Source organism: Vibrio sp. V43_P6S15P86 (genome assembly GCF_009904725.1).
In the GTDB taxonomy this organism is placed as follows: domain Bacteria; phylum Pseudomonadota; class Gammaproteobacteria; order Enterobacterales; family Vibrionaceae; genus Vibrio; species Vibrio diabolicus.
Window position 1 is genome coordinate 1 of the sequence record NZ_WXWT01000385.1, and the last position, 6,625, is coordinate 6,625.

Consider the following 6,625-nt stretch of genomic DNA (forward strand, 5'->3'; position numbering starts at 1 on the left):
AAGCTTCAATGTTATTTATACGTAGATCAGCACTCTTTAACCTATTTGTTAGCGTCTTGGGAAGCATTTTATTATCATTAATATAATCCCAACCGAAAAGTGCATCTTCAATATAGGCAAATATTACATTTAGAGTGATGACAATGTTAGGGACGATAACCCTAATATACGACTCGGCATCAATAAAATGTTCTTCACTATTCTTTGTTAGTGTTTCGATTTGTTCTGTAAAATGTTCAAAACGTTTAAGTGTTTTTGTGTCAAGGGTACTTGATTCAACAGCCACAAGCCTAGCTGCAAAGTTATCTATATAAGCAACTAAATCATTTTTATCAATTGCAGAGTGCTCCCAACCATACTGACTGAGGAAATCAGCTCCGTCTACGTCTTCTGTTGTAAAAACATCTTGCAATTTTTCTAAGCTTGATATTAGATTTTTAAGTACATCTGACATTATATGTTCTCATTATTAGATTATGCGCATATTATATTCTATCAAGTGAGTCTTTTAAACCAATTCACTAAACGACAAGACGAAGCGTATAACGCCTTGTTAAGGGGTGAGCAACGCAATGCGAAAGCCGCCGCATACCACCTTAAACACAAAACTCAACGCATAGTAAAAATGCCACGCGTTGCGAATCCCTCTTGAACAATTTGTTATGTTCATTTTTTGTAAGCAACCGGACTGGAACAAGTACTAACGTCACTTGATGCATATTTGACTGTGACTTGTTTTGACATATTCGATGTTGATTGCGGCTTAAACCAGTCTCCAGAGAGTAATAGAAGTGCCAGCGCGAAGTCCAAGCTCTGGTATCTATAAGGAGAGCCTACCCATTCTTCAAAAATTAGCTTTGCTTCATCTTCCGTTAGCACTTTCCTTCTACCCGTTAAAACGAAATAGGCTTTCTTAAACTCTTTCAATTTCCAGTTCTCGGGGTTACTGCGAAGTCGCTTAATCGTTTCTTGAGCATGTTTATCACTCAATTTCATAGCCTAATCCCTTCTACTATGGTTGAAATACTATTTTCTGATAGCTAACACTTAATGAACATAACGCCCTGTTAAGGTGTGAGCAACGCAATACCAGAGCCTCCGCATACCACCTTAAAAACTAAAACCAACGCATAGTAAAAATGCCACGCGTTGCGAATCACTCTTAAACAGTTTGTTAAGTTTCATATTCGTTGGTATTAAATTCTTGCAATGCGGCTTTTAAATTTGCAAACAGTGGCTCATAGTTTTGTCTCAAGGTGTTGGAAAAATCTGGATTTTCACCACAAAACTGAAATAGAAATAGTGAACGCATTTCAGCAAAAGTGCAGAGATCAGAAATAGACCGAGCTATATGCGCGGCTTTAACCCACGCTTGTCCTTCTGTCGTACGTACACATCGCTCCCACACCATAGCAACACCGTCACCATCTTTATGGATAAGGTGACTACTCATCCCGTAGTTATAGCCTAGATGGATCAAAGGATTAAGCCTCGCATCATTAGACTTGCTAAACTCTTGTATGATGTGGCTAAACGACCACTTTTGTTCTAGCAGTTTTCGTTGCTGCTTATTTGTATCACCTCGAATACTGTCCACTTGTTCTGGTTCTAGTGTTAGATCTTGAATTGAAATCCAATTATGCATATCTTGTGGGTCGACTTCTGCTAGCAAAGAACTCGCACGATCACTTCGTTTAATAGCAGAATAACTGGGAAGAATCTCCCAATATTCATTAACTTTCGTTAGCACTTCCTCTTCAGAGCCATTCAGCATGTAAATGTACTTGGTAACACCTTCAATTATCGTACGGTTAATAATTTCAGCATCCCACTCTTGACCGTGCTGCAACAAAATAAGTGAACTCTCTGAGCTAAAGTGACAAGATAAGTACAACTGGGTACTTACAAACCTAACCATGGGATGCATGTTTTGAAAATCTTTATCTAGAAAAGGTTTGCAATGATCAAAGTGCTCACCAATGAAATGGCTAGCCATTGCAACCCAAGATTTAAACCTATCGTCCATAGTTACCTCTTGAAACTTAACGCCCTGTTAAGGTGTGAGCAACGCAATGCCGAGGCTCCCGCATACCACCTTAAACACTAAACGCAACGCATAGTAAAAATGCCACGCGTTGCGAATCACTCTTAAACAGTTTGTTAGGTGCTTGCTTCCGACTCAATTTTTCCAGTGTCTTGTAATTCACTTAACTCAATCTCTTTAAGTGCTTTAGTAACACGCTTTCGAAGTTCATAAATAGACGTATCTGGCAACGCACCTGATGTTATAGAGAAGATTTCATCTTCAAGGACTCTCTCAAGATCTGTCAGAATTACGATGCGTTCTTTCGCAAAACGAGCTTTCAAATCAGGTCTGAAATGTTGATGAATTAGTGAGGATATTAAGACTAATAACCCGAGAAAGCCAACTACTTGAGAGGACAACATATCTTGAATAAAAGATGTAGTTAATACACCACCAACTACGTATTGACTGATTGTTAGTAACGTTGCAGATAACCCTTGCCACTTAGCAAGGCTTTTTTGTCGACTTAATTCTCTCCTGACTATATCTAAGCGGACATCATTCTCCAAATTTAGGGAGTTATCTTCCGCCATTGCAGCATTTCTACCAGCATTTGAAGCATATGCACTTAAAAAGCCAGCGATTCCAGCTGTTGCTGTAGCAATTGCCGCTAGAACTTCTGATATATTCTCAATTGCCAATACTGATAAACTCAAAGATTAACTCCTTTTTTTGCACCTAACGCCGCATTAAGGTGTGAGCGACGCTTGGCTATACTTGAGCGAAGCGAAACTGCCAAGCGTTGCGAATCACTCTTAAATGCTTTGTTATGCCACTAGCGATCACTGATCGCAACTTTGCTTGCTAGCCCAATAAGTAAAACACCAGAGACGCCCTCTAACCCTCGTGAGTAGCGCTGAGAATTCGGGCGACTAAAGACCCAACTACCTACTGACGCATACAGGATATTACACATTGTAGCTAGTACGCTAAATAACAAACCAAGCCACAATAATTGCATCGAAGCCGAACCTGATGATGTGTCAATAAACTGAGGTAGGAACGAAAGGAAGAACAGTGCAACTTTCGGGTTTAAGACACTAACAATTACGCCTTGTACAAATACATTTTTGTCACTTTCAACGCTTTCACTTACTTTCAATGTGCTATCCCCACGCCACATTGAAAGTAACGACTGAACACCCAAGTAGACTAGATAAGCGGCACCCAACCATTTGACTGCGCTAAAAGCTACCGCTGAGCTGAGGATAATTGCAGATAATCCTAATGAAGCTGCTATGGTATGAACAAAGTAACCTACACCAAGACCCGTTGCAGCTTTGAACCCAGTGACCAACTTACCTTTCATTGTGTTTGAAACAATATAGATAACGTCTGGCCCTGGGATCATATTGATAGCAAGACAAGCGACTATAAATAGTAATAGTGAATTAAGATCCATTTCCTTTTCTCCATATTTTCTGGCTGTGGCATAACGCCGCGTTAAGTGGTGAACAACGCCTACCACCAAACCTAAACCATTGTACCTTAAACACTTAAGCTAATTTGAACTGAAATCGCCAAGCGTTGTGAATCCGCCTTAAACGCCTTGTTAGGCGAAATTTCCCACCAGTGTTTAAGTTATTTTTAAAGCAGATTACCTGAAGCCCAATAACCAACCAAACACCCACTGACGTTTTGTGATTCAAGAACCATAAAAACCACTATGTTTCAGCCAAGGTTTTAACAACCACGAAATGCTGGCCTTCAGCAACAAAGCAGGTTTTGAACCGGAAAATGCCAAAGCCACAAACTAGCAGCGAAATCGAAAGCCTCAATTGACTTGCCCTTGCCACACTTTGAGCCAATGAAATTCAGCACCAACCAACGCTGAAAACCAATGAGGCAACCCACAAACATTGGCATGTTTTACGGTTAGAGAGGTTCAAGAATTTGAGCCGACAATGGAGAATTGCCGACTTAGAAAAACGAATACTCAAAGAGACCTAAGAAGATGAGAACAAAGAACTTTCCTGCCCGTCGCCTAACGCCCTGTTAAGGTGTGAGCAACGCAATACCGATGTCACCGCATACCACCTTAAACACTAAACGCAACGCATAGTAAAAATGCCACGCGTTGCGAATCACTCTTAAACAGTTTGTTAGCAGTTTTTTATACACCAAATTATGCTTTTATCGCATACACCGTTATGTGGTTTGAAGTTTCACGCTCATAGACACTGATATGAAGCACTTGGAACCCTGCTTTCTCTAGTTCAACGACAAGATCACTTTCAGAGGTAACATGGCGATATGGACTGCCATCCCTATAAGTTTCATAGCTATTTTCATTTTTAGAACACAAGCTACTGACAAAAAACACCCCGTTTTCAGACAGTGAACGATAAACATGACTCAAAAATATGACTCGATCTGCACCGATAATGCAATGCAAGCAATTACCGTCAATGACAACATCATAACGTTCTGGAAGTTCAAGAGACTCTGCCGTTAGGTCAGCTGAATAATAATTACCCTTGACTCCTGTCGCTCTGGCTTTTTCCTTTGCCCATTCAATTGCGGTTGGTGAAATATCTATACCTGTCACCTCAAAGCCCAACTTCTGGAAAGCTCTGCAATGATGTCCTTCACCGCAACCTAATTCGAGCAATTTACCTTGCACGGGTCGTTTAAATAGCTCGAGAAAACGCTCCACTAAAACTGCTTTAGACATTCGCTCGTTGCCACCCCAACCTTTCCAGCCAGCTTGGCGAGCTTCAACATACATGTCTTCATGAACTTGATAGTCTTGTTTCATATTCATCCTTGACTGCTAACGCCCTGTTAAGGTGTGAGCAACGCAATACCGCAGCTCCCGCATACCACCTTAAACACTAAATTCAACGCATAGTAAAAATGCCACGCGTTGCGAATCACTCTTAAACAGTTTGTTAGTCGCGAGGCACCGAGCGACAATTTTAAGCCGAACTAAACTTTGCGAACAACAAACTTTATGTGCTTTGATGCATCTAAGTCAGGCGTAGTCTCAAAGCAGCTACTCAATGAAACCACTTGGAACATAAAACGCCGTAGAAAACGGACTGACAACACAAAAAAGCGCTTTTGGAAAACCAATCTAACAGTGCGGACTTTCAACAAAGTCACTGAAACCACGTGGAACTTACAACACCAGAGAAGACGGATTTTCAGCGAGTAGATCTGCTTTTGAACCAACAAACTCACCGGGCAGAGTTGCAACCAAGGACAGACGCTCGATTGACCTGTACTGTCAGCACCCAAGAACAAAAAAAAACCGCTGGGACACTTGCAAAACTTTGGACTTAAAACAGCTGAAACAGAGTTTTGACCATCGATGAAGACCCTGTATAACAAACAATCATCAGCCAAAATTTAAGCTTAGAAACATGATTTTGATTGCTAGCTTTTTCTGGCGACTAACGCCGCGTTAAGGGGCGCAGGCACGCAATACAAAAGTGACCGCATAGCACCTTAACCACTAAACCCAACGCAAATTGGAAATGCCACGCGTGCCAAGTCCCTCTTAAACGCTTTGTTATAACCACATGTTCTCGCGGACTTCATAATGGCTCACGTGGAGATCAGGATTTAATTTGTACTTCTCGTCTTCTGGGTACAACTTAGCAATACTGATATCTTCACCTGCAAACGACTTAATACAATCTAGGTCTTCCCAGTAAGTCAGCAACGTGATTTCAGCATCATCTCCTAAATCTCGATTCAGAATTTGTGCCCCAAGAAAACCTTTGGTGGCTGATGTGTCTTTTATGCCTGTCTCGTAAAGGTACACAATAAACCCTTCTTCATGCTCCTTCGGACAGGTAGCTTTCCATTCCCTTGCTATCATAAATACTCCATTTTATGCCGTGGTTATAACGCCGCGTTAAGGCGTGACGTAATGCGTGCCATACTGTGAGCGAAGCGAAACTGGCACGCGTTGCGGAATCGCTCTTGAACGCTTTGTTAGCTTTGTCTACACGATTTGATGATTCTTTCATGAGGGACATCTACGGCAAACCAACAAGAGCAATCTTGTTTCTCTGGTAGCGAATTACTGGCCACAACAAAATGCAATGTAAGCTCTTTGTTTGCTGGATACCGAGATATTTCTATTGTTATGCAGTTTCCATGTTCAGTTACCGGATAATTGTTCTGTGTTATTTGACCTAGATTAAGCCTTGAAGATAGCCAGTCACCATCTTCGGTTCCAATAATGACCAACTGTCCATTTGCTTCCCATTCCCATGCATCTAAAGCCTCTCCCGAGCACATACTTCCTTTAGGAAGTTCTCCTTGCCAAATACAGGAGAACTTTAATTCAGTTATGTCTATTGGAGACTTAACAGTTAACAAAGCAGCAATATTATTTTCAACTTCCATACCATCAGGAAGAACTGGCTCTAGTTCTGAAATTATTATTGAAGCATCAGATATATCCCCACTAGAAGTTTGAAAGTGAAAACCTATATTCCCAATCTGGGTCTGAATAATGTCATTAACGATTTTCAAGTGACACTCCGATTAGAAAGAAAGCTAACGCCGCATTAAGGTGTGAGCAAC

8 protein-coding genes are annotated in these 6,625 nt (G+C 41.1%); all 8 read right to left on the bottom strand.

Features of this window, described 5'->3' with window-relative positions:
• A partial coding sequence (locus CAG69_RS17440; RefSeq protein WP_161445383.1) for a hypothetical protein occupies window positions 1–454 on the bottom strand: 454 nt, incomplete at its 3' end.
• A gap of 212 nt (window positions 455–666) precedes the next feature.
• Complete coding sequence (locus CAG69_RS17450; RefSeq protein ID WP_161445387.1) at window positions 667–996, bottom strand: hypothetical protein; 330 nt, start codon at window positions 994–996, stop codon at window positions 667–669.
• A gap of 178 nt (window positions 997–1,174) precedes the next feature.
• Window positions 1,175–2,026, bottom strand: a complete 852-nt coding sequence (locus CAG69_RS17460) for a DUF5677 domain-containing protein (protein ID WP_161445389.1) — start codon at window positions 2,024–2,026, stop codon at window positions 1,175–1,177.
• Window positions 2,027–2,160: 134 nt separating this feature from the next.
• The gene (locus CAG69_RS17470) at window positions 2,161–2,742 is read right to left on the bottom strand and encodes a hypothetical protein (RefSeq protein WP_039839640.1); all 582 of its coding nucleotides are present in this window, start codon (window positions 2,740–2,742) and stop codon (window positions 2,161–2,163) included.
• A gap of 119 nt (window positions 2,743–2,861) precedes the next feature.
• Window positions 2,862–3,488, bottom strand: a complete 627-nt coding sequence (locus CAG69_RS17475; protein WP_161445391.1) for a LysE family translocator — start codon at window positions 3,486–3,488, stop codon at window positions 2,862–2,864.
• 723 nt (window positions 3,489–4,211) lie between these two features.
• A complete protein-coding gene (locus CAG69_RS17485) occupies window positions 4,212–4,850 on the bottom strand; it encodes a class I SAM-dependent methyltransferase (RefSeq protein ID WP_161445393.1) in 639 nt (212 codons plus the stop codon).
• A gap of 750 nt (window positions 4,851–5,600) precedes the next feature.
• On the bottom strand, window positions 5,601–5,912 hold the full coding sequence (locus CAG69_RS17500) for an antibiotic biosynthesis monooxygenase family protein (RefSeq protein WP_017420651.1): 312 nt from the start codon (window positions 5,910–5,912) through the stop codon (window positions 5,601–5,603).
• Between the two features lie 116 nt (window positions 5,913–6,028).
• Window positions 6,029–6,574, bottom strand: a complete 546-nt coding sequence (locus CAG69_RS17505; protein WP_161445397.1) for a hypothetical protein — start codon at window positions 6,572–6,574, stop codon at window positions 6,029–6,031.
• Window positions 6,575–6,625: the final 51 nt, after the last annotated feature.

What these genes read in the sequence shown, in the direction of transcription:
- CAG69_RS17485 (WP_161445393.1), bottom strand. Translation starts at nt 4,850, where the DNA reads ATGAATATGAAACAAGACTATCAAGTTCATGAAGACATGTATGTTGAA.
- CAG69_RS17460 (WP_161445389.1), bottom strand. Translation starts at nt 2,026, where the DNA reads ATGGACGATAGGTTTAAATCTTGGGTTGCAATGGCTAGCCATTTCATT.
- CAG69_RS17475 (WP_161445391.1), bottom strand. Translation starts at nt 3,488, where the DNA reads ATGGATCTTAATTCACTATTACTATTTATAGTCGCTTGTCTTGCTATC.
- CAG69_RS17450 (WP_161445387.1), bottom strand. Translation starts at nt 996, where the DNA reads ATGAAATTGAGTGATAAACATGCTCAAGAAACGATTAAGCGACTTCGC.
- CAG69_RS17500 (WP_017420651.1), bottom strand. Translation starts at nt 5,912, where the DNA reads ATGATAGCAAGGGAATGGAAAGCTACCTGTCCGAAGGAGCATGAAGAA.